The sequence below is a fragment of the Shinella sp. H4-D48 genome (assembly GCF_022637395.1).
Taxonomy (GTDB): domain Bacteria; phylum Pseudomonadota; class Alphaproteobacteria; order Rhizobiales; family Rhizobiaceae; genus Shinella; species Shinella sedimenti.
The window spans coordinates 61,348-82,994 of record NZ_CP093338.1 but is presented as its reverse complement, the minus strand read 5'-3'; the positions used below and the strand labels follow the sequence as shown (position 1 = coordinate 82,994).

The window sequence follows — 21,647 nt, the reverse complement described above, 5'->3', positions numbered from 1 at the left end:
TGAGAATCCCTAGGAAGCGTTGGAACGGAGGGCGGCTGGCACCGGCAGCAATTCCACGCGATACCGCTCGTCGAGCATCGTTACCGTCGCGGCAATTTCCGCCTCGCGGCGCTGCCTGTCCCAACCGAGCGCATCTGCGGCGATACGCGCGATGGCATCAAGACTCGCCCGCGTGACGGCGTTTTCAAACGGCATGAGCGTTCTGCGCAGCACGATATCGGAAAGTCTGGTGACGCGCTCCTCGGCCACGATCCAGCGGATTTCGCCTGCGCGATAGAGCGAGGCCTCACCCACCGTCTCGCCGCCATCGGCCGAAACATGACGCGCGACATCATCGGCCTGGCTGCCGTACCGCTCGACGAGTGCTGTGCAGACGGCCTCGTTGAGGCCGTGGCGGGCCATCAGCCCATGGATGAAGGGAAGGCGTTTTTGGGCGTCGTTGTCGAGCCCAGCGCTTCCGCCGATCGGCACATCCAGCGTGCTGCATCGGCGGCTCACGCCAAGGCGCGTCAGAACCGTATCGGCGATCTGTTCTGCGCAGGCGCGATAGGTGGTCCACTTGCCGCCGACCAGCGTTGACACGGGGAAGCGCCGATTGCCCTCCGGCTCGAAATCCCGAAGGAAGTGGTCGCGGCTGATCGCGCCGGTCGTTCCTTCACCGCTATAGGGAAGCGGACGAACCCCGGCATAGGTGAAGACGATTTCTTCGCGCCGTGCGGCCGCGCCGGGCATGATCTGTTCCAGCACATCAAAGAGATAGTCGATTTCCTCGTCCGAGCAGCGCACCGTATCAGGATCGCTTGCACGAATGTCGGTGGTGCCGAGGAGGATGTGCTCCGCGTCGAGCGCATAGACGAGGCACGCGCGGAAGTCCCGGGTCTCGAAGTAGAGCATGCCATCGCCCAGCTGGCGGGCGATGTCAGGCCGGTGCAGGACGATATGCGAACCGCGCGTGCCGCCGATCAGCCGCCCTTCGATGCCGAGTTTGCGATTTGCCTCGTCTGCCCAGGGGCCCGCACAGTTGATGACGAGACGTGGCCGCAGTGCAATCTCCTCTGCGCTGATCTCGTCGCGCAGGATGATCTGATCGCCATCTGAACCCGCCAGCGCCATATAGGGTACGGCGATGGATGCGGGGCAATCCCGTTCGGCGTCCTTGATGAGTTCCAGCGCGAGGCGTTCCGGGTGGGTCAACCGTGCGTCATAATACTCGGCCACCGCCTTGATCCGCTGCGAAAGGCTGGGCATCCGGGTCCGTAGTTCGCCGCGCGAAACGATACGATGGCCTGGCATCGCGCTCGTGGCCCGCCCAAAGCGATCGAAAAACACCAGCCCCAGCTTTACCACCGCAATTCCCTTGGCGCCCGGCGTTTTCTTCAGCTTGAGGAAACGCAGGCCTGCGGAAAACAGCCCGCCGAACCAGCTGAAGGCTGGAACCCAAACGGGCAGGGGTTTGACGAGGTGGTGGGCGTTTCGCACCAGGTGATTGCGTTCGATGACCGATTCGCGCACCAGCGCGAACTCGCCCGTCTCGAGATAACGAAGCCCGCCATGGATGAGCCGCGAGGGCGCCGCGCTGGTGCCGGAGGCGAAGTCGCTCTTGTCCACCAAGACGGAGGGCACGCCTTGCAGGGACAGGTCACGGAAGAGCCCGATCCCGTTGATGCCGCCGCCGACAATAAGGACCGGTTGTGCGGCTGTGGCAGCCCTTAACGCGGCGATTGCTTCTGTTCTGTTTCGCACGAAAGCCCCTCTTGACCGTCATCCTCAGAAGATGGGGCTGCTATAATGGCATTTTATTACTTTTGAAAGGCGTCATGTTTTGGTCGCGAACCGGAATGTAAAAAATATCACGTAATATCAGTTATTTATTTCTGTAAAAAATTTCCTTACGAATTCGATTGACAATTCAGGCTCGTCCAATAGCCTAGCTCACGAGGAACAAAGCCGATGAGACCGAATGGTCCATGTGCCGGGTGGAGACGGCGCGTCGGCGAGGAGGAGGAACCATGCGGGAACGCCTGATCGGCATCGACGCCGGTGGCACCATGACCAAGGTCGTGTTGTTCGACGTCAAGGGAAACGAGCTCGCCTGCGAGCGTCGCCCAAACATCATGCTTTTGCCCCAAGAGGGCTGGACCGAGCGGGACGCCGACGTCATGTGGCGCGCGACCTGCGAGTGCCTGCGCGTGCTACTTGAAAAGACCGGAACCAACCCCGCGGACATCATTGCGGTCACGCCGTCAGGCTATGGTGGCGGTGCGTATTTCGTCGACGCGGAAGGTAATGCGGTCGCCAACGGGCTGGTCTCCACCGATACGCGTTCCATACCGCTTATCGAGCGCTGGAAGCGCTCTGGACTTGCCGCCGAAGTCTCGCGGCATATCGAGCAGCAGGTCTGGCCGGGCCAGACCTTTCCCATCATGGCCTGGTTCCAGGAGAATGCGCCGGAGGTGATGCGGCGTGCCAGATACATGCTGCCCTGCAAGGATTTCCTGCGCATGCGGCTTTGCGGCGATATCTCGACGGACCCTACGGACGGCGGCTGTGCCGGCATCATCAACGTCACGAAATCCGATATTTCCCGGGAGGCCTTCGAGGCCGCCGGCATGCAGGGGTGGCTCGAAAAGCTTCCGCCGGTTCGGCCTTCCGTCGAGGTGGTAGGTTATATTCCAGCATCCGTTGCGGCCCTGACCGGACTTCGTGAAGGAACGCCCGTCGTGCGCGGCGTGTATGATGTCGTCGGTTGTGCCCTCGCGTCTGGTGCCGTGAGTTCCCGGCAGCTTGCAGCGGTTGCCGGCACGTTCAGCATCCATTCGACGGTCCATCGCAAGCCCGCACTTAACCCGCTCCCGACGATCCAGACACCCTATCCCGTCGATGGGCAGGTGTTGGCAACGACGGCGACGCCGACCTCGGCCAGCAATCTCGAATGGCTGTGCAAGACCATGCTGTCGGCGGAAGCGCAGCGCGCGGTGCTGGAGGGGCGTAGCATCTATGATGTGTGCAACGAACTCGTCGCCGGCGCCATTGACCGAACCAACGGCATCCTGTTCTTCCCGTTCCTCTATGACGGCCCGCGCGGTGCGCCGGGCGGCTTCCTCGGGCTTCGCGCCGGCGTGCAGCTTCCCGATATTGTGCGCGCGGTCTATGAGGGCGTGGTCTTCGCCCATCGCTACGACATGACCTACCTGCTGACAGGACCTGATGCGGCCAACCCCGAGGTCATTAGGCTCGCGGGCGGTCCCACGCGCAGTCGTGTCTGGGCGCAGATGTTTGCCGACGGTCTCGGCCTACCTGTCGAAATCGCCAATGGCAGTGAATTCGGCGCCAAGGGCGGTGCGATCTGCGCGGCCGTGGCAACGGGCGTCTACCCGGATGTGGCAACCGCGATCTCCAACATGGTCCATGTCGAACAGCGGCTCGAGCCGGATGGCGCACGCGCGGCCGTGCTCAGCCAGAAATACAAGACCTATCTCACGGCCATCGACATGGTGGCGGATCTCTGGTCGGCCGGCAGCGGCGATCAGGCGCTTGCCTGTGCAAGCTGAGCGCATCGCCCAACCGCATTGAAGAGGACTGAACCGTGCTTGAATTGCGCCATGTGGAAAAAATCGTGGGCCGGGATACGCATGTCCATGCGACATCGCTCGCTTTGGAGCGCGGCTCGTTGAACGTGCTGCTTGGTCCGACCTTGTCGGGCAAGACATCGCTGATGCGGTTGATGGCCGGGCTCGACACGCCGACGGCGGGGTCCGTCTGGTTCGACGGCAAGGATGTGACGGGCGTGCGCGTGCAGGATCGCGGCGTCGCCATGGTCTACCAGCAGTTCATCAACTATCCCGCCTTGACTGTCTACGAGAACATCGCCTCGCCGATGCGCATCAAGGGTGCCGACAAGGCGACCATCGACCGCGAGGTGCGCAAGGCGGCCGAACTGCTCAAGCTCACACCCTATCTCGACCGCACGCCGCTCAACCTGTCCGGCGGCCAGCAGCAGCGCACGGCTCTGGCCCGCGCCATCGTCAAGAATGCCAGCCTCGTGCTGCTCGACGAGCCGCTTGCCAATCTCGACTACAAGCTGCGCGAGGAGCTTCGCCTGGAACTGCCGAAAATCTTCGCCGCCTCCGGCGCGATCTTCGTCTATGCAACGACGGAGCCTTCGGAAGCGCTGCTTCTGGGCGGCAACACGGCAACGATGTCCGAAGGCCGCATCACGCAGTTCGGCCGCACTATCGATGTCTATCGCCGGCCGAACGATCTCCTGACGGCACGCACCTTTGCCGATCCGCCGCTGAACGCCATGGATGTCGTCAAGCGGAATGGTCAGTTCACCGCCGGCGATCGGCCGCTTCTGGCAGTGCCGCCGCACCTGTCCCAGTTGGCAGACGGTCCCTGCACCATCGCCTTTCACCCGCACCACCTCTCGCTTTCCAGCCAGGCGCCAGGTTCTGCGCCGCTTCAGGCGCGCACTGCCATCTCGGAAATCGCGGGTTCGGAGAGCTTCGTCCATATCGAATTCGAGGGTAGCCGCTGGGTCATGCTGTCGCCCGGCATTCACGACATCGAGCCCGATGCGCTGATCACCGTCCATGTCGATACACGCCATCTGATGGCCTTCGGCATGGATGGCAGGGCGCTCGGCGCGCCGGTCGCGATGGCGGCATAGAGGGAAAAGTTCATGGCACGCATCACGCTCGATCACATCCGTCATGCCTATGGGATCCGCCCCTCAGCACCGAATGACTACGCACTGCGCGAGGTCAATCACGAGTGGAGCGACGGCGGGGCCTATGCGCTGCTCGGCCCCTCCGGTTGCGGCAAGACCACGCTGCTCAACATCATCTCCGGCCTCTTGCAGCCTTCCGAGGGTCGCATCCTGTTCGATGGCGAGGATGTGACGGACCTTCCGACGGAAGCGCGCAACATCGCACAGGTCTTCCAGTTCCCGGTCATCTACGACACCATGACCGTTTACGATAATCTGGCCTTCCCGCTGCGTAACCGTGGCGTGGCCGAGAGTGCTGTGAAGCGCCGGGTCGAGGAGATTCTCGAGATGACGGGGCTCGCTGACCGGGCAAACCGCAAGGCGCGCGGGCTGACAGCGGACCAGAAACAGAAGATTTCGCTCGGCCGCGGCCTTGTGCGCAATGATGTGAACGCGATCCTGTTCGACGAGCCGCTCACCGTCATCGACCCGCACATGAAATGGCAGCTGCGCTCGCAGCTCAAGAAGCTGCACCGGCAGTTCGGCTTTACCATGGTCTATGTCACCCACGACCAGACGGAGGCGCTGACTTTTGCCGACAAGGTCGTCGTCATGTACGATGGCCAGATCGTGCAGATCGGCACGCCAGCCGAGCTCTTCGAGACACCACGCCACACCTTTGTCGGCTACTTTATTGGCTCGCCCGGCATGAATGTCCTGCCAATGCAGGTCGATGGCGCGACTGCCGTGATCGGCGGCGAGCGGATCGATCTCGGCTTCGCTCCGTCTCCGAAGGTCGCTGCTAAACTGGAATTGGGCATTCGCCCCGAATTCGTCCGCATCGGCCGAGAGGGCCATCCCGTCCGCATCGACAAGGTCGAAGATATCGGCAGGCACAAGATCGTGCGCGCAACATTTGCCGGCCAGTCCGTTGCGGCGGTGATGCCGGAGGAGGACGAGGTGCCGGCGGACGCCCGCATCGCCTTCGATCCCAAAGCCATCAACATCTATGCCGACAGCTGGCGCGTCGAAAGGGGAGCCTGAGCCATGGATAAGACCTGGAACAACAAGGCCTGGTTCATGGTGCTACCGGTGCTGCTGCTGGTCGCCTTCTCGGCGGTTATCCCACTGATGACGGTCGTAAACTATTCCGTTCAGGATACGTTCGGCAACAACCAGTTCTTCTGGGCGGGGACCGACTGGTTTACGCAGGTGCTGGATTCCGCCCGCTTCTGGGATTCGCTTGTTCGCAACCTTGCCTTCTCTGCGGTCATTCTGGCGATCCAGATCCCGCTGGGCATTTTCATCGCGCTCAACATGCCGCGTCACGGGCTTGGCGTGCCGGTCTGCCTGATCTTCATGGCGCTGCCGCTCCTCATTCCGTGGAATGTCGTAGGAACGATCTGGCAGTTGCTGTGCCGTGCCGATATCGGCCTTGTCGGATGGGGGCTGACCCAGCTCGGCTTTCCCTTCGCCTATGCCGCCGACCCGGTCGATGCCTGGGTGACGATCGTCGTCATGGATGTCTGGCACTGGACGAGCCTTGTCGTGCTGCTGTGCTATGCCGGCCTCGTCTCCATTCCAGAAGCTTACTACCAGGCAGCCAAGATCGACGGTGCGTCGCGCCTCGCTGTCTTCCGTTACATCCAGCTTCCGAAGATGAAGCGTGTTCTGCTCATCGCTATCCTGCTGCGCTTCATGGACAGCTTCATGATTTACACCGAGCCCTTTGTCGTTACCGGCGGTGGCCCCGGTTCATCGACGACCTTCCTGTCGATCGATCTCGTCAAGATGGCGGTCGGTCAGTTCGACCTGGGTCCGGCAGCCGCCATGTCGATCGTCTACTTCCTGATCGTGCTGCTGCTTTCCTGGATCTTCTATACGGTCATGACACAGGGGGATCAGGCGTGACCCCGATCTTATCGACTCCAGTTTTCAGCCTGAACCACGCCTGTTCCGCGAACTTCGAAAGGACGATGCGATGAGCCTCAACACCTCGACGGCGGCCCTCGATGCGGGGCATACCCAAAGCCGTCCGGCAACGAGCCTCGTGCTCGGCCGCCGCAAGAGCAAAGCCGGCCTGTCCTGGCTTGTGCCGACGTTTTACATCGTGTTTTTGCTTTTGCCGATCTACTGGCTTGTGAACATGAGCTTCAAGACGAACACGGAGATCATGACGTCGGTGTCGTTGTGGCCGGCGAACCCGACGCTGAGGAACTATGCGGTGATCTTCACGGATCCGGCGTGGTATTCGGGCTATATCAACTCGATCCTGTATGTGGTCATGAACACGGTGATCTCGGTGTCGGTGGCGCTGCCGGCGGCCTATGCGTTCTCGCGCTACCGGTTTTTGGGCGACAAGCACCTGTTCTTCTGGCTCCTGACCAACCGCATGGCGCCGCCGGCGGTGTTTGCGCTGCCGTTCTTCCAGCTCTATTCGGCCTTCGGCCTGATCGACACCCACATCGCGGTGGCCATCGCGCATTGCCTGTTCAACGTGCCGCTGGCGGTGTGGATCCTGGAAGGCTTCATGTCGGGCGTGCCCAAGGAGATCGACGAGACCGCCTATATCGACGGCTATTCGTTCCCGCGCTTCTTCACCAGGATCTTCGTGCCGCTGATTGCGTCGGGCATCGGGGTGGCGGCGTTCTTCTGCTTCATGTTCTCCTGGGTGGAGCTTCTGATCGCCCGCACGCTGACGACGACGGACGCCAAGCCGATCGCCGCCACGATGACCCGCACGGTCTCGGCGTCGGGCATGGACTGGGGCGTGCTGGCCGCGGCCGGCGTGCTGACGATCATTCCGGGCGCGCTCGTCATCTACTTCGTGCGCAACTACATCGCCAAGGGCTTTGCCCTTGGCCGGGTCTGAAGGGGAGGGGCTTATGGTCGCCGTCGCCAACCGCAACACTCGCTGGCCGGTCGCACTCGCCGCCGTGCTCGTCCTCTATGCCGTGATTGTCGGGCTTCTCGTCGCCGCACTGCCCGTCAAGGACGGTGCGCGCGACTGGTTCGCCTCGCTCATCCCCGGCGGCTGGATGGCCTGGTCGTTCCCGACGGCCATGTTCTTCCTGACCATCTTCCTGTTGATCGCGCTGATGGCGGTCTGGGAATATGCGCGGCCCGGCGGTTCGCCGCGCATCGGCATCCTGCGCTTCGAGACGACACGCGGCGACCGGCTGTTCGTGTCGCTGCTCGGTTCGGCGTTCATTCATCTCGCATGGCTGGGGCTTGTCGGTCCCAACCTGTGGTGGGCTCTTGCCTTGTCCGTGGTCTACGCCATCGGCGTGTTCCGCTTCGTGTGAGGCAAAGGAATGAAGGTCCCGGGAGAGAGTGGAGGGACCTTCGCACATGCAGTCGCAATCGCAAAACCTTAGGGAGGATACCATGCGAACGCAACTTCTGACGACGACGGCAGCGATCTTGCTGGCGCTTACCGGCTCCGCCTTCGCGGACATGGACGCGGCCAAGAAGTTCCTGGATGCGGAGATCGGCGACCAGTCGGCGCTCGACCGCGCCGGCCAGGAAGCCGAGATGCAATGGTTCATCGATGCCGCCAAGCCCTTCGCCGGCATGGACATCAAGGTGGTCTCGGAAACCATCACGACGCATGAATACGAATCCAAGGTGCTGGCGCCGGCCTTCACCGCCATCACCGGCATCAAGATCACGCACGACCTGATCGGCGAGGGCGACGTCATCGAGAAGCTGCAGACGCAGATGCAGTCGGGCGAGAACATCTACGACGCCTATGTCAACGACAGTGACCTCATCGGCACCCACTGGCGCTACCAGCAGGCCCGCTCGCTGACCGACTTCATGGCCAATGAGGGCAAGGACGTCACCAATCCGGGCCTCGACATCGACGACTTCATCGGCAAGTCGTTCACGACGGCGCCGGATGGCAAGCTCTACCAGCTGCCCGACCAGCAGTTCGCCAACCTCTACTGGTTCCGCTACGACTGGTTCAACGACGAGAAGAACAAGGCCGACTTCAAGGCGAAGTACGGCTACGACCTCGGCGTGCCCGTCAACTGGTCGGCCTATGAGGATATCGCGGAATTCTTCACCGGCCGCGAGATCGACGGCAAGAAGGTCTATGGCCACATGGACTACGGCAAGAAGGATCCCTCGCTGGGCTGGCGCTTCACCGACGCCTGGCTGTCGATGGCCGGCAACGGCGACAAGGGCATTCCCAACGGCCTGCCGGTCGACGAATGGGGCATCAAGGTCGACGAGAACTCGCGTCCGGTCGGCTCGTGCGTGGCGCGCGGCGGCGACACCAACGGTCCTGCGGCCGTCTATTCGATCGAGAAATATCTCGAATGGCTGAAGGCCTATGCGCCGGCTGCCGCAGCCGGCATGACCTTCTCCGAATCCGGCCCGGTTCCCGCGCAGGGCGAGATCGCCCAGCAGATGTTCACCTATACGGCCTTCACGGCCGACTTCGTCAAGGAAGGCCTGCCCGTCGTCAATGAGGACGGCACGCCGAAGTGGCGCTTTGCGCCGTCCCCGCACGGTGTCTACTGGAAGGACGGCATGAAGCTCGGCTATCAGGACGCCGGCTCCTGGACGCTGATGAAGTCCACGCCTGACGACCGCGCCAAGGCCGCCTGGCTCTATGCGCAGTTCGTGACCTCCAAGACGGTGGACGTGAAGAAGAGCCATGTCGGCCTGACCTTCATCCGCCAGTCGACGCTCGACCACCAGTCGTTCACCGACCGCGCGCCCAAGCTCGGCGGCCTCGTGGAGTTCTACCGTTCGCCGGCCCGTCTGCAATGGTCGCCGACCGGCACGAACATCCCCGACTATCCGAAGCTGGCGCAGCTGTGGTGGCAGGCGATCGGCGATGCGTCCTCGGGCGCCAAGAGCGCGCAGGAAGCGATGGATTCGCTGTGCGCCGAGCAGGAGAAGGTGCTCGAACGCCTCGAACGCGCCGGCGTCCAGGGCGACATGGGTCCCAAGCTCGCCGAAGAGCACGATCTCGAATACTGGAACAAGGACGCCGTCGCAAAGGGCAACCTCGCACCTCAGCTCAAGATCGAAAACGAAAAGGAAAAACCAACCACCGTCAACTATGACGAACTCGTCAAATCCTGGCAGAAGTAAGGTTCTTTCCTTTTGAGACAAGGCGACGGCCGGGGCATGCCCCGGCCGTTTGCATGTCGTGGCGGTGAAGTAAAAAATATTTCATGATTTTGAAGATTGATGGGACTGTTGAGAGCGCATCGCGTCGCGGCTTCTTTGAGTTATGCGCTAAACTGCGTGTGACAAATGATTTTTCGCAGCTCCGGCTAAGAAAATAATTTACAAGAATACATCTTCTTGCTAGGGAGATTGTAGCGATAGTGCTGCTTCGTCGCATGGCGTAGGCGGCGAAAACCGGCAGGTGGAGTGAAAGTCATGGCATTCGTCACTATGGGTCCGATGCTGAAGCGTGCGCAGGCGGCCCGCTACGGCATCGCCGCCTTCAACATGATCGATTACAACAGCGTGCGCTCGATCATCGAGGGCGCGGCGGAGCTGGATGCGCCAATCATCGTGCAGGTCTCGGTCAAGACGATCAAGCACTGGGGCTACAAAGCGATCGCCACCTGGGTGCGCATGCTGGCGGATGATGTCGATGTTCCGGTGGCGCTTCATCTCGACCATTGCAGTGATGCGGACGTGATCCGTCGCTGTATCGATGCCGGCTGGTCATCGGTCATGTTCGACGGTTCCTCGCTGCCCTTTGCCGAGAACAAGGCGTGCTCGGAGGAAATCTACCGCATGACCGAACAGGCCGGCGTCGGGCTGGAGGCTGAGATCGGTGCGATCGGTGGCGTCGAGGACGACAAGTTCGTGGCGGAGGATGCCGCGATCCTTGCAAACTACGACGAATGCCTCGCTTTCGTGAAGGACATGCCGAACCTCGCAGTCTTCGCGCCCGCCATCGGGACGGCACATGGTTTCTACAAAGGGCAGCCGAAGATCGCCTATGATCTTCTCGAGCGCATCACGCAATCGATTTCCGTGCCGATTGCGCTGCATGGCGGGACGGGGCTCAGCCAGGAACAGTTCGACCGCTGCATCGCCGGCGGCTGCGCGAAGGTCAACATCTCGACCATGCACAAACATCGCTTCATCGAAGGCTTTATCGGCGTGCGTGCGGAAAAGCCCAAGCTGGAAGAGCCGCTTCCTTTCATCGTCGGACAATATGACGCCATGAAGAAGGACGTCGTTGACATGATCCGCATCTTCGGATCGGCCGGCAAGGCCGCGCATGCTGCGGGGGCGTGAAACGATGCAGGCTCTGATTTTCGATTGCGACGGCGTTCTCGTCGATACGGAGCGCGACGGACACCGCGTTTCCTTCAACGAGGCCTTTGCCGAACTCGGCATAGACTGCGTCTGGTCGGTCGAGCGCTATGGCGAACTGCTTCTGACCGCTGGCGGCAAGGAACGCATGCGGCGTCATTTCGATGAGACGGGCTGGCCCGCGGGCACCGAGGACCGGGACGCGTTGATCGCGACGATCCACAAGCGCAAGACCGCAATCTTCATGCGCCTGATCGAAGAGGGCAGTCTCCCGCTTCGGCCTGGCATCGCACGCATCGTAGACGAGGCCGTCGCAAACGGTATCACGCTCGCGGTTTGCTCGACCTCGAACGAGAAGGCCGTCCAGGCGGTGGTCGATGTGATGCTTGGACCTGAAAGGTCCGAGAAGATTAGAGTTTTCGCGGGCGACGTGGTCGCCGCCAAGAAACCGGCGCCGGATATCTACAACCTCGCCGCCCGGACGCTCGGGCTCGATCCGGGTCATTGCGTGGTGATCGAGGACAGCAACAACGGGCTGCGCGCGGCCAAAGCGGCCGGCATGCACTGCGTCGTGACGATCTCGTCCTATACCGGCGAGGAGGATTTTTCGCTCGCTGACCGGGTCGTGGATGATCTGGATGCAGGAAACGTCGATATCTCTTTTTGCCGCGCACTCATCGACGCCTGACGATCGGCATTCCGCTTTGCGATCAAAGGCCGGCCGTTCGTTCAGCCGGCCTTTCCGCCTTTATGCCGATAGCGTTTCTCGAGGGCCTCGCCTGTGACCTTCAGCGCCTTGGCCGGTTCTTCGCCCGCACGAAAGATCGTGCCGACATAAAGCAAGTCGATCAAAAACAGCTGGCTGAGCCGTCCCTCCAGAAAGTCGCCGTGCAGCGGGACGAGCTGCTGTCCCGCGCTCCAGGTGGTCAGTGCGACATCGGCAGCGCGCCCGACCTCCGAACCGACATTGCTCGTGATGGCAATCGTCGTTGCCTTTCGCTCACGTGCCAGATGCAAAGCGTCCGTTACGGTCTCGGTGGTGCCGGTATGCGAGATGCCGACCATCACGTCCTTCTCGGTCATCGTCGCGGCGACGATCGTCTGGGTATAGCCGTCGCGCAGGCTGGTGGCCTCGAAGCCCGCCTTCATAAACATATGGGCGGCCTCGTCGCAGATCGCCGCCGCACCCCCTACGCCGACGAAGACGATCTTGCGCGCATTGCGCAACGCTTCCACGGCCTGCTCGAGCCTGTGGGCGTCCAGCATGCGCTGCGTGCCGTCGACGCCGGCAATCAGAAGATTGGCAAGCTTGCTCGATGTGCTGATCAGGGAGTCCGTATCTTCGATCTCGAGCGGCAGGTTGACGAAGCTCGCGCGTGCGCGTGCGCCCTCGGCAAGCGACAGTTTCATGTCCGAATAGCCGTCATAGCCAAGCGCCCGGCTTACGCGGCTGATCGTGGCTTCCGAGACGCCAAGCGTGCGGCCGAGTTCCGTAATGGATGAATCGAGACGCCGTCCGGCATTTTCCCGCAGGAAGTCCGCGACGATGCGCTCCGATTTCCTGAGCGTGCCATAGCGTTCCTGAATCCGTTCCAGAAGATCGCTCTGCTTAAGGTCGCTCAACGGTCGAGCATCAGTCATGACTTCAATCCAAGGTGCCGGCCGAGGCCGATAGGTCTGCTGAACATTGGTAGCACTATCGACTGAGGAAGAAAAGTTTACTCTCTGCTTTTCAAGTCGGTACGTGCAGCGAAAAGCTCACCGCGTGATCGCTCGTTTTGCTGCGCCATAAACACGCGCGTCAGATTGTGGAAAGAATTTTACTTTTTACTGGATTTCTCTGCTGGTTTCGCAGGCGGCACAAGGCAGAAGTTTCACTCCATTTTTTGTTTGCGATCCCATGCGACACAAAAAACCATTAAAAAACAACGATATTGGTTGCTCGTCAGCTGTTTGTGAGTGATTTCCCCGCTGAATTCAGCGCTTTCATTTATGAAGAAAATTTTCTCGACAACATGTTTTTCGGATGTTAGAACGCCATTCATCGACAAGCGATCTTCATATCGGGGAGAGAGAAATCCATGGCAGCGCAGGCTCAGAAGGCGAATGCACCCTCGCGGGAGCTTCTGGAAAAACTTTTCAGGACGGCCTACAAAATCCGTGTCTTCGAGTCCGAAGGCATCAAGCTCTATCGTCAGGGGCTGATCCGTGGATACTTCCATCCCTATCTCGGACAGGAGGGCATCGCGACGGGCGTTTGCGCCGCCTTGCAGGAGGGCGATTTCATCGCATCGACCCACCGCGGGCACGGCCACTGCATCGCCTGGGGTGCCGATGTGAAGCGTATGGTGGCCGAACTCCTGCAGAAGGAGACGGGTTACTGCCGCGGCTACGGTGGCTCCATGCACATCGCCGACATCAGGGCCGGCAATCTTGGCGCAAACGGCATCGTGGGCGCCGGTACGCCGCTCGGCGTCGGTGCGGCGCTCGCCAACCAGATCAAGGGTAACGATGCCGTTACGGTGACCTTCTCGACGGACGGCGCCTCCAACAACGGCACGTTTCTGGAATCACTCAATCTGGCGGCGATCTGGAACCTTTCCTACGTGCTCGTCGTGGAAAACAACCAATATGCCGTCTCAACGCGTATCGAGGAATCGACGCGCGACGTCGATCTTTACAAGCGCGGCCTCGCCATCGGCGTCGAAAGCCATCAGGTCGACGGCAATGACTCACTCGCCGTCTATCACCTCATGCAGGATGCGGTTGAAAAGTGCCGCCGTGGAGAAGGCCCGATCCTCATCGAGGCGAAGACCTACCGCCACATGGGCCACCATGTGAACGATCCCGGCAAGTATATGCCGGCCGACACGCTGGCCTATTACAAGGAACGCGACCCGGTCGACCGCGCGCGCAATGCTCTCGTCGAGATCGTGGGTCTCGACCAGGCCGAAATCGAAGCGATCGAAAACGAGATCAAGCAGGAATTCGAGGATGCCGTCGAATTCTCCAAGGCGAGCCGTGAGATCACGCTGGCCGAGTTCAACGAATTCGTCGAAGCCTACTGAGCAGACGGGGAGGATCACACCATGGCCAGAGAAATCATGTACCGCGATGCGCTGCGCGAGGCGATCGACGAAGAAATGGAACGCGACAGCACCGTCTTCATCATCGGCGAAGGTATTGCCGAACGCGGTGGCTCCTACAAGGTCACGGAAGGGCTGCTGTCGAAATATGGTCCCAAGCGCGTGCGTGACACGCCGATTGCCGAAGCCGGCATGATCGGCGTCGGCGTGGGCGCGGCCATTGCCGGTGCCCGGCCGATCGTGGAAATTCTCTATATCGACTTCGCCATGCTCGGTATGGACATGATCGTCAACCAGGCCGCCAAGTTCCGTCTGATGACCGGCGGCGACGGTCGGGTTCCCTTCGTCATGCGCACGCAGGGCGGTACGGGCGGCGGTGTGGCGGCACAGCATTCGCAGAGCCTCGAGGCGCTGTTCTACCACATTCCCGGTCTGAAGGTCGTCATGCCGTCGACCCCTGCGGACGCGAAAGGCCTGTTGAAATATGCGCTGCGCCAGTCCGACCCCGTCATGTTCCTGGAGCACAAGCATCTTTACATGACAAAGGGCCTCGTTCCCGATGGCGAGCACGTCATCGAGTTCGGCAAGGGCGATATCAAGCGCCCGGGCAAGGATGTGACGCTGATCGCTTGGTCGAACATGATCCCCCGTACGCTGGAAGCGGCCGAGAAACTGGCTGCCGAAGGCATCGATGCCGAGGTGATCGATCCGCGCACGCTCGTGCCGCTCGACAAGGATATGATCCTCGGCTCGGTCGCCAAGACCAACCGCGCCGTCATCGTTCAGGAGGCCGTGCGCCGCGGCGGCGTCGCCTCGGACATCGCGTCCATCATCCAGGAAGAGGCGTTCTACCAGCTGGACGCGCCGATCGAGATCGTCGCGGGCCTCAACATTCCGATCCCGTTCAATCTCGAGCTTGAAAAGGCGAGCGTTCCACAGGTGGACGACATCGTGCTTGCCGTGCGCCGCACGCTTCATTCGAAGCCGCTCGCGCAAGCCGCTGAGTGAGAAGAGAGATCGGGAGACGACCATGTCCTTGCATGTGCTGGAAAAGCTCGCAGCCACAAATCCGGACTGTGAAATCTGGTGGGATTCCTCACCCCTGATCTACGAAGGTTGGAAAGCCTCTGTCCTGAAGGATGCGCCTGCCGGAAAGCGGGCGGATTGGGAGGCGCAGTTGTCGCGCCTCTTCGACGCGGAAACTGCTGCCCGTGACGGCACGATGGGTTTTCGCGGCGTCACGACCAACCCGCCGCTCTCGCTGCAGGCGATTCAGGCCGATCCGGCCTTCTGGGCGGACGAGATCCGCAAGATCGCATCGACACGCAACGCTGATGATGTCGAGGATATCTACTGGGCGGTCTATCTCGATGTCGTGCGCCGCGGCGCGGCGATGATCCGCAAGGTCTTCGATACATCAGGCGGCAAGTACGGCTATGTCTCCGGCCAGGTCGACCCGCGTTTCGTCACGGACAAGACGCGCATGCTGGAGCAGGGGCTTCAGCTTGCAGAGATCGCGCCGAACGTCATGGTGAAGATCCCCGGCTCGAAGGAAGGCTATGAGGTCATCGAAGAGCTGACGGCCCGCGGCATCTCCACCAACAACACGACGTCCTTCACCGTTCCGCAATATGTCGCCTGCATGGACGCCGTTTCACGCGGCCTTGAGCGGGCGAAGGCAGCGGGTGTCGATCTGTCGAAATGGCGCTCCGTCATCACCCACATGTCCTCACGTCTCGGGAATGTCGGGGACCTCAAGGCCCAGGCCGATGCGCGTGGCATTGCGCTTTCGCCGGAGGAAATCCTGCTAGGCGAGATGGCGGTGCTGAAGCGTGCCTATCGCTACGGAAAGGATCGAAACCATCCCAGCAAGATGCTGCAATGCTCCATGCGCGTGCAGGACGAAGGGGAGGGCGGCAAGGCATCGAGCGGCCATATCGCGCTGATCGCCGGCGGCGACTTCGTCTATACCTGCCCGCCCGGTTACATCGCGCAGCTCATGAAGGCCGAGGACCGGCTGCCGGATTTCGATCCTGCCGCAATCGATACGGACGCGTCGGCGGAGCTCATCGAAAAGCTGCTGCGCATTCCCTATTTCCGCCAGGCCTATGAATTCGACGGCATGAAGCCGGAGGAGTTCTCACGCTTTGGCGCCTTCGCTGCAACGGCAGCGGAATTCGCAGCCGCCACCCGCAAGACCGTGGATTTCGTCGCGCAGTCCGTCGAAACGCTCCACCGTCGCGTGGCTTGAGAGGAGAACCGTCATGGCACGTCCCATTTTGATGCCGCAGGTCGGTCAGGACCTGACCGAAGGCAAGATCACGGCTATACTCGTCAAGGTCGGCGACAAGGTCAAAAAGGGCGACATCGTCGCTGAAGTCGAATCCGAAAAGGCGGTCTTTGAGGTCGAGGCCTTCGAGACGGGTACGATCCTCGAGATACGCTACAATGTCGGCGACATGGGGGTTGTTCTTGAACCCCTCATGATGGTCGGCGAAGAGGGCGAGAAGCTGGAAGTCGCCGCCGCTCCTGTCGCAGCTTTCTCCGGCGAGGATGCCCAGTCCATCGTCGAGACGGCCAAGGAGAACCTCGCCGTCTTCCCGCGGGAGTCCGTCCGCGAAAACGAGACGGCCTTCCTGAAATCGGGCGCCGGGGGTTCCTCGCCGCTTGCCCGACGGATTGCCGCCTCCGCCGGCATCGACATAAAGCGGGTGTCCGGCTCCGGCCCACGCGGTGCTGTGGTGAAGCGCGACGTGGAGGCATTCAAGCGCTCCCCAGGCTCGGGCACGCTCGTCAACTTCGGCGGCGCCGCTTCCACGGCTTCAAGCGGCCGCAGCGTCCTCAAGACGCTGCAAGCCGGTGTGGGAGACCCGGTGCTGTTCATCCACGGCTTCGGCGCCGAACTTTCCGCCTGGCGGTCGTTCATCGGCCATATCAGCGTGACCAATCCGATCCTCGCGATCGACCTTCCCGGTCACGGTGGCGCGGCGAATGCATCGGCCGACAGCTTCGACGATCTTGTCTCCGTCGTACGAGCCACACTTGCCGCCGAGAAGATCGAACGACTGCATCTGGTCGGCCATTCGCTCGGCGCGGCAGTCGCCACGGCCATCGCAGGCGGCGGGGATCTCGACGTGCGGTCGCTGACGCTGATTGCGCCGGCCGGCCTCGGACCCAAGATCAACGGCGATTATGTGAGCGGGTTCCTGTCTGCCAACAGCGAGGCGGCGCTTCAGGCTTGGCTTGGCCTTTTGGTTCATGAACCGGCGAGCCTGCCCGGTGTCCTGGTCCGCGCGACACTTTCCGGTCGCGAAGGAACGGGTATGGTGGCGAACCAGACGCGGCTTGCGGCCGGTGTCTTTGCGGGAAGCACGCAGCTCTTCTCCGTGCGCGATGCTCTGAACCGTTTCGGCGGGCCCGCCCGCGTCATCGTCGGGGAGCAGGATCGCATCGTACCGGCAGAGCACAGCAATGCGCTGCCGGCGCATGTGGGGCTGCATCGTCTCTCGCAGGTCGGGCATCTGCCGCAACTCGAAGCCGCTCCACTCGTCGGGCGCCTCGTGTCGCAGGCCATTCGAAGCGCCGGCTGAGCGCTTCGCCTCCCGGCCGTGCCACGCACCTCTCGCTGGTGCGTGGCCGCGTCGAGCCAATATCCCTCGAAAGGACTGCCGCATGCCGGCCTATGATATCATTGTGATCGGCGCTGGGCCGGGCGGCTATGTCGCGGCCATTCGTGCGGCGCAGCTGGGTCTGCGGACGGCGGTTGTCGAGCGCAGGCATCTCGGCGGCGTCTGCCTCAACTGGGGCTGCATTCCCACGAAGTCGCTGCTCCATTCTGCGGCCCTTCTGGATGAGGTCCGTCATGCTGCTACCTTCGGCATTCGCAGCGAAACGCCCTCCGTCGATTTTCCGGCCGTTGTCGCGCGCTCGCGCATGGTCGCTGGCCAGCTCAATGCCGGTGTGCAGTTCCTGCTGCGCAAGAACAAGGTCGACGTCATCTGGGGGGGCGCCGAAATCCTGGCGCCCGGCATGGTGCGCGTCACGGCCGTTGAGGGCGAGGCGCCGAAGGGCACGCTTGCACCCGGCGATTACGATGCGGCACATATCATTATCGCCACTGGCGCCTCCGAGCGCCGCCTGCCCGGCATCGTTACCGACGGCGAACGCATCTGGTCCTATCATCATGCGATGACGCCGGCTGCGCTGCCGGCTTCCATTGCCATTGTGGGTGGCGGCGCCATCGGTGTGGAGTTTGCAAGCCTCTACAGTTCGCTGGGCGCGAAAGTGGCGCTGATCGAGCGTCTGGCTCGTATCCTGCCGCAGGAAGACGCCGAGGTGGCCGAACAGATGAGCAAGTCCCTGCGCAAGCGGGGCATCGAGGTTTTGACCGGCGTTGAAATTTCGCAGGTCTCGCCCGATGTGGCCGGCGTGACGGTGCGCTTCAGCCAACCCGATGGTCCTCGCGAAATCACAGCCGATAAGCTTCTTTCCGCCGCGGGTGTCGTGGCAAATGTCGACGGGCTTGGCTTGGAGAAGCTTGGGATCGCCCTGCGCAACGGCACAATCGCTACCGATGCGGCCGGCCGGACCAGCATTTCCGGACTCTATGCCATCGGCGACGTTGCCGGCCCGCCCATGCTGGCACACAAGGCCGAGCATGAGGGCGTGCGCTGTGTCGAGGCGATCGCGGGACGTGGATTGCACGCTGGCATGGGGCCGGTCCCGTCCTGCATTTTCGCCACGCCACAGGTCGCCTCCATTGGCCTGACGGAAGAGGCCGCTCTTCAAAAAGGGCTTGTCGTCGATATCGGCCGCTTCGCTTTTCGCGGAAATGGCAAGGCGGTCACCATTGACGAAACAGACGGTTTCGTCAAAGTCCTGTTCGACAAGGTGAGCGGGCGGCTCGTCGGCGCGCACATGATCGGTCCCTCGGTCAGCGAGCTCGTGCCCGTCTTTTCCCTTGCGCTGACCATGGGCGCGACGCGCGAGCATCTTCTCCACACGATATTTCCCCATCCCACGCTGTCGGAAGCGCTGCATGAGGCTACGCTGGCCTCCGATTCACGCGCGATTCACGCATAGAGGATGGACATGAGCAAAGGCACGATTGTTTTCGATCTCGATGGCACGCTGGTAGACAGCGTACCGGACCTGGCAGGGTCTCTCGACACGCTGATGGCCGAAAGGGGGCTGGCGCCGATCGGTGTCGAAACCGCCCGTAGGCTGATCGGCCACGGTATTCCGAACCTGGTGCGCCGGGCTTTGGGCGAGCGCGGTGTGGAATGGGAGGACGACGCCGGCGCGGCCGCCGTCAAACGCTTCACCGAAATCTACGGCGCACGCGTCGCTCAGGAGACACGGCCCTATGCCGATGTCGAGACCGTGCTGGAGCAGCTTGCGGGTGAGGGCTGGAAGATGGCGGTCTGCACCAACAAGATGGAGCGCTTCGCCCGACAGATCGTCGATCACCTCGGCCTCTCGCGCTTCTTTGCCGTGGTTGCAGGGCCGGACACCTTCGGCGTCGGCAAGCCGGACCCCCGCCATCTGACGGAAACCGCGGCGGCGGCCGGCGGCGCGCATCCGGTTCTTTTCGTCGGCGATTCAGAGGTCGACATCGCAACCGGAAAGGCAGCTGGGGTGCCGGTGATTGCGCTGACCTACGGCTATACGAAAACGCCGTTGGACGATCTCGGCGCCGACCGGCTCATCGATGCCTTCGCGGAACTGCCCGACGCTATCGCCTCGCTACAGGCGCGCCGGCTGGCGGAAACATGACATCCTGATGCCGGCCGGCGCCGGCATTGCATAACTCTTGGAGAAGAAAATGGCGCTGCGGCTGTCGCTCAACACCAATCCGCTGGTCAACCGGTTCGCCGATGTCGATGATCTCATCGAAACCATCGCAGAGCGAATCCGTATCGGTCATATCCAGCTGACCCCTGAGTTCATCAATCCGTCGTGGCCGGCCTCCGTCATTACGCGCCGTGTTCGCGCCTTCCGCCGCGCGCTGGACCGAACCGGCGTGCGGGTCACGTCCGTCATGACGAGCACCTACGGTCGCCTCAATCATTTCGGTCATTCCGACCCCGATGTGCGCGCCTATTATCTCGAATGGTTCCGTACGCTGGCCGATATAGCCGGTGAACTGGGCGCGGACGGCATGGGCTCGCAGTTCGCGGTGTTCACGCAGAAGGACTACAACGACCAGACGCGGCGGCAGGAACTCATCGAAACCGTGATCGACTGCTGGAAGGACGTGGCCGAACAGGGCAAGGCGGCTGGGCTCAAATACATCTTCTGGGAGCCGATGTCGGTTGGCCGTGAGTTCGGCCAGACGATTGCCGCGTGCCGCACGCTCGACCGGCGGCTTGCGAGCGCGGGTTTCGCCATACCGTTCCGCATGATCGTGGACATCGACCACGGCGACGTGACCTCTTCGAACCCCGATGATACCGACCCCTATGCCTGGGCGGCGGCATTCCCGCAGGAATCGCCGATCATCCACGTCAAGCAGTCCTCCATGAACAAGGGCGGGCACTGGCCTTTCACCGCCGAACACAACAAGGACGGCCGCATCCAGCCTGAAAAGCTGATCCGCACCGTCAGGGAGGCCGGCGGCGCGGATAACGAAATCTGCATGGAACTGTCATTCCGCGAGCGCGAACCGACGGATGGACGCGTGGTCGAGATGATTCGGGAATCGGTCGCCTATTGGGAACCGCATATCGATACCGGCATGAACGGTTTTCGCGGCTGAGGAAGGAAGAAGACATGGCAAAATCGCTCTGGGTCGGCACAAGCTGGAAGATGAACAAGACGCTTGCCGAGGCGTTGGCTTTCGCAGACGGCCTCAAGGCGGCGGATGGTGAACGCGCGCAGCATGTTCAACGCTTCATCCTGCCCGCATTCACGGCCATCAGGGAGGTCAAGAGCCGCCTTGCGCAGACCAGCGTGAAGGTCGGTGGGCAGAATATGCATTGGGACGACGGCGGGGCTTGGACCGGCGAGATCTCGCCGGTCATGCTGAAGGACTGCAATGCCGACCTTGTCGAGATCGGGCATAGCGAGCGTCGCGAGTTCTTCAACGAGACAGATGAGGCGGTTGGCCGCAAAACCGCGGCTGCGGTGCGCCACGGACTGATCCCGTTGGTGTGCATCGGCGAGACACTTGCCGAACGAGAGGCCGGGCGGGCGGACGAAGTGTTGGCGCGTCAGGTAAGGGCGGCTCTGGCTCTGCTCACCCCGGCGGAAAAACAGGCGGAAATCCTCATCGCCTATGAGCCGGTCTGGGCGATTGGCGTGAACGGCATCCCCGCCACGATGGATTATGCCAATGCCCGTCACGAGAAGATCAGCGCGGTCGTGGAAGCGGCCATGGGCCGGCGTCTGCCGTTGCTCTATGGCGGCAGCGTCAACCCCGCAAACTGTGCGGAACTGGTGTCACAAGCGCATATCGATGGCCTGTTCATCGGCCGCTCGGCCTGGACCATCGAGGGCTATCTCGACATCCTCAAACGGGTCGCCAGCGTGGTCTGAACGGCACGGGTCCGATATGG

Annotated in this window: 19 protein-coding genes; 17 read left to right on the top strand and 2 right to left on the bottom strand. The window is 61.9% G+C overall.

What is annotated here, in order from left to right:
• Positions 1–9: 9 nt before the first annotated feature.
• A complete protein-coding gene (locus MNR02_RS17485) occupies positions 10–1,743 on the bottom strand; it encodes a glycerol-3-phosphate dehydrogenase/oxidase (RefSeq protein ID WP_241949284.1) in 1,734 nt (577 codons plus the stop codon).
• A 266-nt stretch (positions 1,744–2,009) separates the two neighbouring features.
• Here MNR02_RS17485 and MNR02_RS17480 point away from each other — a divergent pair, with 266 nt between their 5' ends.
• The 9 genes from MNR02_RS17480 (at position 2,010) to MNR02_RS17440 (ending at position 11,693) form a co-directional block, all read left to right on the top strand.
• The gene (locus MNR02_RS17480; RefSeq protein ID WP_241949283.1) at positions 2,010–3,551 is read left to right on the top strand and encodes an FGGY-family carbohydrate kinase; all 1,542 of its coding nucleotides are present in this window, start codon (positions 2,010–2,012) and stop codon (positions 3,549–3,551) included.
• Between the two features lie 35 nt (positions 3,552–3,586).
• Entirely contained in the window at positions 3,587–4,669 is a 1,083-nt protein-coding gene (locus MNR02_RS17475; protein WP_241949282.1) for an ABC transporter ATP-binding protein, read from the top strand.
• A 12-nt stretch (positions 4,670–4,681) separates the two neighbouring features.
• Positions 4,682–5,752, top strand: a complete 1,071-nt coding sequence (locus MNR02_RS17470) for an ABC transporter ATP-binding protein (protein WP_241601217.1) — start codon at positions 4,682–4,684, stop codon at positions 5,750–5,752.
• 3 nt (positions 5,753–5,755) lie between these two features.
• Positions 5,756–6,619, top strand: coding sequence for a carbohydrate ABC transporter permease (locus MNR02_RS17465; protein ID WP_134653061.1), 864 nt, complete (start codon positions 5,756–5,758; stop codon positions 6,617–6,619).
• Positions 6,620–6,689: 70 nt separating this feature from the next.
• Positions 6,690–7,580, top strand: coding sequence for a carbohydrate ABC transporter permease (locus MNR02_RS17460; protein ID WP_241949281.1), 891 nt, complete (start codon positions 6,690–6,692; stop codon positions 7,578–7,580).
• Between the two features lie 13 nt (positions 7,581–7,593).
• Positions 7,594–8,013, top strand: coding sequence for a DUF2160 domain-containing protein (locus MNR02_RS17455; protein WP_241949280.1), 420 nt, complete (start codon positions 7,594–7,596; stop codon positions 8,011–8,013).
• An 82-nt stretch (positions 8,014–8,095) separates the two neighbouring features.
• Positions 8,096–9,817: an ABC transporter substrate-binding protein gene (locus MNR02_RS17450; RefSeq protein WP_241947924.1), complete on the top strand. Its 1,722-nt coding sequence runs from the start codon at positions 8,096–8,098 to the stop codon at positions 9,815–9,817.
• 294 nt (positions 9,818–10,111) lie between these two features.
• Complete coding sequence (locus MNR02_RS17445; protein ID WP_241949279.1) at positions 10,112–10,987, top strand: class II fructose-bisphosphate aldolase; 876 nt, start codon at positions 10,112–10,114, stop codon at positions 10,985–10,987.
• Between the two features lie 4 nt (positions 10,988–10,991).
• Positions 10,992–11,693, top strand: coding sequence for an HAD family hydrolase (locus tag MNR02_RS17440; RefSeq protein ID WP_241949278.1), 702 nt, complete (start codon positions 10,992–10,994; stop codon positions 11,691–11,693).
• A gap of 41 nt (positions 11,694–11,734) precedes the next feature.
• Here the strand turns inward: MNR02_RS17440 and MNR02_RS17435 are convergent, their stop codons facing one another.
• Positions 11,735–12,646, bottom strand: a complete 912-nt coding sequence (locus MNR02_RS17435; protein ID WP_241603651.1) for a MurR/RpiR family transcriptional regulator — start codon at positions 12,644–12,646, stop codon at positions 11,735–11,737.
• Between the two features lie 440 nt (positions 12,647–13,086).
• Between MNR02_RS17435 and MNR02_RS17430 the strand changes: the two genes are divergently transcribed.
• The 8 genes from MNR02_RS17430 (at position 13,087) to MNR02_RS17395 (ending at position 21,627) form a co-directional block, all read left to right on the top strand.
• On the top strand, positions 13,087–14,073 hold the full coding sequence (locus tag MNR02_RS17430) for a thiamine pyrophosphate-dependent dehydrogenase E1 component subunit alpha (RefSeq protein ID WP_202402433.1): 987 nt from the start codon (positions 13,087–13,089) through the stop codon (positions 14,071–14,073).
• 21 nt (positions 14,074–14,094) lie between these two features.
• Complete coding sequence (locus MNR02_RS17425; RefSeq protein ID WP_241603647.1) at positions 14,095–15,099, top strand: alpha-ketoacid dehydrogenase subunit beta; 1,005 nt, start codon at positions 14,095–14,097, stop codon at positions 15,097–15,099.
• Between the two features lie 22 nt (positions 15,100–15,121).
• Entirely contained in the window at positions 15,122–16,342 is a 1,221-nt protein-coding gene (locus tag MNR02_RS17420; protein ID WP_241949277.1) for a transaldolase family protein, read from the top strand.
• A gap of 13 nt (positions 16,343–16,355) precedes the next feature.
• A complete protein-coding gene (locus MNR02_RS17415) occupies positions 16,356–17,681 on the top strand; it encodes an acetoin dehydrogenase dihydrolipoyllysine-residue acetyltransferase subunit (RefSeq protein WP_241949276.1) in 1,326 nt (441 codons plus the stop codon).
• Between the two features lie 82 nt (positions 17,682–17,763).
• Complete coding sequence (lpdA, locus tag MNR02_RS17410) at positions 17,764–19,173, top strand: dihydrolipoyl dehydrogenase (RefSeq protein ID WP_241949275.1); 1,410 nt, start codon at positions 17,764–17,766, stop codon at positions 19,171–19,173.
• A 9-nt stretch (positions 19,174–19,182) separates the two neighbouring features.
• Positions 19,183–19,866, top strand: coding sequence for a phosphoglycolate phosphatase (gene gph, locus MNR02_RS17405; protein ID WP_241949274.1), 684 nt, complete (start codon positions 19,183–19,185; stop codon positions 19,864–19,866).
• A gap of 49 nt (positions 19,867–19,915) precedes the next feature.
• Positions 19,916–20,848, top strand: coding sequence for a sugar phosphate isomerase/epimerase (locus tag MNR02_RS17400; protein WP_241949273.1), 933 nt, complete (start codon positions 19,916–19,918; stop codon positions 20,846–20,848).
• A gap of 14 nt (positions 20,849–20,862) precedes the next feature.
• Positions 20,863–21,627 carry a triose-phosphate isomerase gene (locus MNR02_RS17395; protein ID WP_241949272.1) on the top strand — a complete coding sequence of 255 codons (765 nt, stop codon included), beginning with the start codon at positions 20,863–20,865 and terminating at the stop codon, positions 21,625–21,627.
• Positions 21,628–21,647: the final 20 nt, after the last annotated feature.

Bases quoted from the DNA above. Each gene is read 5' to 3' on its own strand.
- MNR02_RS17480 (WP_241949283.1), top strand. From the start codon at position 2,010: ATGCGGGAACGCCTGATCGGCATCGACGCCGGTGGCACCATGACCAAG.
- MNR02_RS17470 (WP_241601217.1), top strand. From the start codon at position 4,682: ATGGCACGCATCACGCTCGATCACATCCGTCATGCCTATGGGATCCGC.
- MNR02_RS17465 (WP_134653061.1), top strand. From the start codon at position 5,756: ATGGATAAGACCTGGAACAACAAGGCCTGGTTCATGGTGCTACCGGTG.
- MNR02_RS17460 (WP_241949281.1), top strand. From the start codon at position 6,690: ATGAGCCTCAACACCTCGACGGCGGCCCTCGATGCGGGGCATACCCAA.
- MNR02_RS17455 (WP_241949280.1), top strand. From the start codon at position 7,594: ATGGTCGCCGTCGCCAACCGCAACACTCGCTGGCCGGTCGCACTCGCC.
- MNR02_RS17450 (WP_241947924.1), top strand. From the start codon at position 8,096: ATGCGAACGCAACTTCTGACGACGACGGCAGCGATCTTGCTGGCGCTT.
- MNR02_RS17445 (WP_241949279.1), top strand. From the start codon at position 10,112: ATGGCATTCGTCACTATGGGTCCGATGCTGAAGCGTGCGCAGGCGGCC.
- MNR02_RS17440 (WP_241949278.1), top strand. From the start codon at position 10,992: ATGCAGGCTCTGATTTTCGATTGCGACGGCGTTCTCGTCGATACGGAG.
- MNR02_RS17435 (WP_241603651.1), bottom strand. From the start codon at position 12,646: ATGACTGATGCTCGACCGTTGAGCGACCTTAAGCAGAGCGATCTTCTG.
- MNR02_RS17430 (WP_202402433.1), top strand. From the start codon at position 13,087: ATGGCAGCGCAGGCTCAGAAGGCGAATGCACCCTCGCGGGAGCTTCTG.
- MNR02_RS17425 (WP_241603647.1), top strand. From the start codon at position 14,095: ATGGCCAGAGAAATCATGTACCGCGATGCGCTGCGCGAGGCGATCGAC.
- MNR02_RS17420 (WP_241949277.1), top strand. From the start codon at position 15,122: ATGTCCTTGCATGTGCTGGAAAAGCTCGCAGCCACAAATCCGGACTGT.
- MNR02_RS17415 (WP_241949276.1), top strand. From the start codon at position 16,356: ATGGCACGTCCCATTTTGATGCCGCAGGTCGGTCAGGACCTGACCGAA.
- lpdA (WP_241949275.1), top strand. From the start codon at position 17,764: ATGCCGGCCTATGATATCATTGTGATCGGCGCTGGGCCGGGCGGCTAT.
- gph (WP_241949274.1), top strand. From the start codon at position 19,183: ATGAGCAAAGGCACGATTGTTTTCGATCTCGATGGCACGCTGGTAGAC.
- MNR02_RS17400 (WP_241949273.1), top strand. From the start codon at position 19,916: ATGGCGCTGCGGCTGTCGCTCAACACCAATCCGCTGGTCAACCGGTTC.
- MNR02_RS17395 (WP_241949272.1), top strand. From the start codon at position 20,863: ATGGCAAAATCGCTCTGGGTCGGCACAAGCTGGAAGATGAACAAGACG.